This window comes from Yoonia sp., from assembly GCF_036007805.1.
Taxonomy (GTDB): Bacteria; Pseudomonadota; Alphaproteobacteria; order Rhodobacterales; family Rhodobacteraceae; genus Yoonia.
The window spans coordinates 1-3,489 of record NZ_DASYOK010000137.1 but is presented as its reverse complement, the minus strand read 5'-3'; the positions used below and the strand labels follow the sequence as shown (position 1 = coordinate 3,489).

The following is a 3,489-nucleotide window of genomic DNA, read 5'->3' as shown; positions in this document are numbered from 1 at the left end:
GGTCGTGGAAACCATCGCAGGGCGCGCAAATCTGGTGCATGATCATCCGCTCAACATCGGGCCGATCGGGGTGACCGGATCGGACAGCGCCAATACCATCGCCGCAGAGGCGGATGTGATCCTTGCCGTTGGCACCCGCCTGCAGGATTTCACGACCGGATCATGGACCGCCTTCGCGCATGATGCGCAATTGATCTGCCTAAATGCCGCGCGTCACGACGCGGCCAAGCATCTGTCGGCCACGGTTGTCGGTGATGCGAAACTTGGCTTGGTGGCGCTGCAAGAGGCGCTGTCATCCTACCGCACCCCTGAAAGCTGGACGGAGCGCGCACAGGCCGAGCGGGCCACATGGAATGGCTATGTGGCCGAGAATACACGGCTGGGCAACGGCCCTGCGTCCTACGCGCAGGCCATTGGTGAAGTGAACCGCCTGTGTCATCCGCGTGACCGCATTGTTGCGGCGGCCGGTGGTTTGCCGGCCGAGGTCACCGCCAACTGGAAAACGCTGGATATCGGCACGGTTGATGTGGAATTCGGGTTTTCCTGCATGGGCTACGAGATCGCGGGCGGTTGGGGCGCGCGGATTGCGCAATCCCAGGAAGAGCCGGAACGTGATACCATCGTCTTTACCGGTGACGGATCTTATCTTTTGATGAACTCCGACATCTATTCCTCTGTTCTGACAGAGAAAAAACTGATCATTATGGTGCTGGACAACGGTGGCTTTGCGGTCATCAATAAGCTGCAGAGCAACACAGGCAATGAAAGCTTCAATAACCTGATCGCGGATACGCCGACAGCGACCGCGCAGGTGGGTGTGGATTTCGAAGCCCATGCCAAGGCCATGGGGGCTGATGCCGAAACCGTCAGTTCGCCCGCAGAACTGGAGGCGGCCTTCGGGCGCGCGCAGGCGGCCGAAAACACCTATGTGATCGTGATGAAGGTTGACCCCTACGAGGGCTGGACGACGCAAGGCCACACATGGTGGGAAGTCGGTACACCGCATGTGACGACCTCGGACAAGGTACGCAAAGCCCATCTCGATCAGGAAGCCACCCGTCACAAGCAACGGAACGGTGTGTGATGGCGGGGCTTATTGAGGGCATAGGCGCCAACAATTTTGTGGTCGTCGGGCGTGCGGGCATTGATCTTTACACGGACGCGGGCGTGGCGACGGAAGATGCGGAAACCGTCACTGTGGGGCTGGGTGGGTCATCCGCCAATATCGCCGCCGGCATTTGCAAACTGGGCGGGCAGGCGGCACTTGTCACCCGTGTGTCCGATGACAGCATCGGCAGTTACTGTATCGGACAGTTGAAACGCTATGGCGTTGGCACCGAATATGTGACGCCGGTAGGGGGCGAATATCGCAATTCTCTGGCCTTCTACGAAAGCCGCGTCGCGGGTCATCGCAATGTCATCTACCGCAACGGTGCCGCCGATTTCCAGATGGATGCAGATGATGTGGCAGCCGTGGATTATACCAAATTCGGCGCGCTGATCACGGCCGGCACAGTGTTTGCCGCCGAACCATCGCGCAGCGCGACCTTTGATGCCTTCGCGCGCGCCAAAGCCGCGGGCCTGCCGATCATCTTTGATGTGGACTACCGCCCGTATTCATGGCCGTCACCGCAGGTCGCCGAAGAGGTCCTCAGCCGTGCCGCGGCTCAATCGGATATGATTGTCGGCAATGACGAGGAATTCGGCTTTATGGCGGGCGGGATCGACAAGGGCCTTGCCAAAGCGCGCGCACTGGCCGCCAGCACAGCCACGATTGTTGTGTACAAGATGGGCGAAAAGGGGGCGATTACCTTTGCCGCAGGCGAAGAGATCCGCACTGGCATCTGGCCTGTTGAGGCGCTCAAACCCACAGGGGCAGGGGATAGCTTTATGGCCGGACTGGTGACGGGGCTGGCCGAGGGGCAGGACCTGCGCCGCGCGCTCCTGCGCGGATCGGCCTGTGCCTCTGTGACCGTGTCCCGCCCGGGCTGTGCGCCTGCGATGCCGGACACAGCGACATTAACCAAATTCATGGCCGATCACCCCGGTCCGACCGACGCATAAAGGACAAGCCGATGCATATCCCGCCCTTTGATAACCAAAACAAACCGATCGTTGATGTGGATGACCCGACCGTTCCGCTGAACTATTTCAACATCGTCAAGCTGACCAAGGGGCAGGCGTTCGAATATGCCGTACCCGGGTATGAGACCTGCATCGTGCCCGCGACCGGAACTGTGGATATTGATATCGAAGGGTTCAGGGCGGACGGCATCGGCAATCGGGGCGAGGATGTCTGGGATGGCGAGCCTGAGGGCGTTTATGTGCCCACCGCCGCCAAGGCACAGATGGTCTGCACCTCGGACGCGGCCGAGGTGTTTGTGTGCGGTGCACGCTATGACAAGGTACTGGATGCTTTTGCCGTGAGTGCGGACGACCTTGATCTGGTGCAATACGGGTCGGACGATACGAAAACGCACCGTAAAATCAAACACATCCTTGGCACGAAGTACCATGACAAGGTCGGGCGTCTGCTGGTGTCGGAGCTTTTCACCGTGGGCGAGGGCGGCTGGTCAGGCTTTCCTTCCCACAAGCACGACACCGACCGCCTGCCGCTTGAGACGCGGCACGACGAGACCTACAACTTCCGCTTCAAGCCCAACCACGGCTCTGGCGTACAGATGCTCCAGCGCGAGGACGGCAAGGCGGGCGATGCCTATCATATCGTGGATGGATCGACGATCTGTCTCGACAGCGGCTATCACCCATGTGCAGTTCTGCCAGGATATCAGATGTATTACTTCACCATTCTGGGCGGGCTGTCACAGCGCAGCCTGATCCAGTATTTCCAACCGTCCCATGCCTATCAGATCGAGACGATCCCGGGGATCAAAGACATGATTGCCAAGTTCAAGTGACCCTTGCGACGCTCAAAGAGGTGCTCCAGCCTGCGTTACGTGACGGCTATGCCGTCGGCGGTCTGGTGTGTCTGGGTTGGGAGGATATGTGCGCCTTTGTGGCCGCAGCAGAGGCCGAGAATTGTGCGGTGATCCTGCAGGCAGGGCCGGGGTGTCGGGCGCATACGCCTTTGCCTGTTCTTGGCAAGATGTTCCGTCATTTGGCCGAAAATGCCAGCGTGCCGGTCGTAGCGCATCTCGATCATGGTTACACCTATGATGATTGTTCCGCCGCATTGGATGCTGGGTTTACCTCGCTGATGTTTGACGGATCGCGAAAACCGTTGAAAGACAACATCAAGGAAACCCGCCAAATTGTTGAAATTGCGCATAACTCTGGAATTTCTTGCGAGGGCGAGATCGGCTTTGTCGGCTATGCGGGCGGAGAGAGTTCAGCGGGAACAGACCCCAGCGAGGCAGCGATTTTTGCAGCAGAGACCGGCATCGACGCGATGGCGATTTCGGTCGGGAATGTGCATCTCCAGCAGGAAACTGACGCTGGCCTCGATGAAGCACGGATAGCAGCCATTCA

The 3,489-nt window shown here is 59.2% G+C and carries 4 protein-coding genes; all 4 read left to right on the top strand.

The features are described from left to right. A partial coding sequence (locus VGP75_RS08060; protein ID WP_327543169.1) for a thiamine pyrophosphate-dependent enzyme occupies positions 1 to 1,084 on the top strand: 1,084 nt, incomplete at its 5' end. Further along, positions 1,084 to 2,064, top strand: a complete 981-nt coding sequence (gene iolC / locus VGP75_RS08055) for a 5-dehydro-2-deoxygluconokinase (RefSeq protein WP_327543168.1) — start codon at positions 1,084 to 1,086, stop codon at positions 2,062 to 2,064. The genes VGP75_RS08060 and iolC, both read left to right, overlap by 1 nt. Before the next feature lie 11 nt (positions 2,065 to 2,075). Next, the gene (locus VGP75_RS08050) at positions 2,076 to 2,918 is read left to right on the top strand and encodes a 5-deoxy-glucuronate isomerase (RefSeq protein ID WP_327543167.1); all 843 of its coding nucleotides are present in this window, start codon (positions 2,076 to 2,078) and stop codon (positions 2,916 to 2,918) included. After that, a partial coding sequence (locus VGP75_RS08045) for a class II fructose-bisphosphate aldolase (protein ID WP_327543166.1) occupies positions 2,915 to 3,489 on the top strand: 575 nt, incomplete at its 3' end. The genes VGP75_RS08050 and VGP75_RS08045, both read left to right, overlap by 4 nt.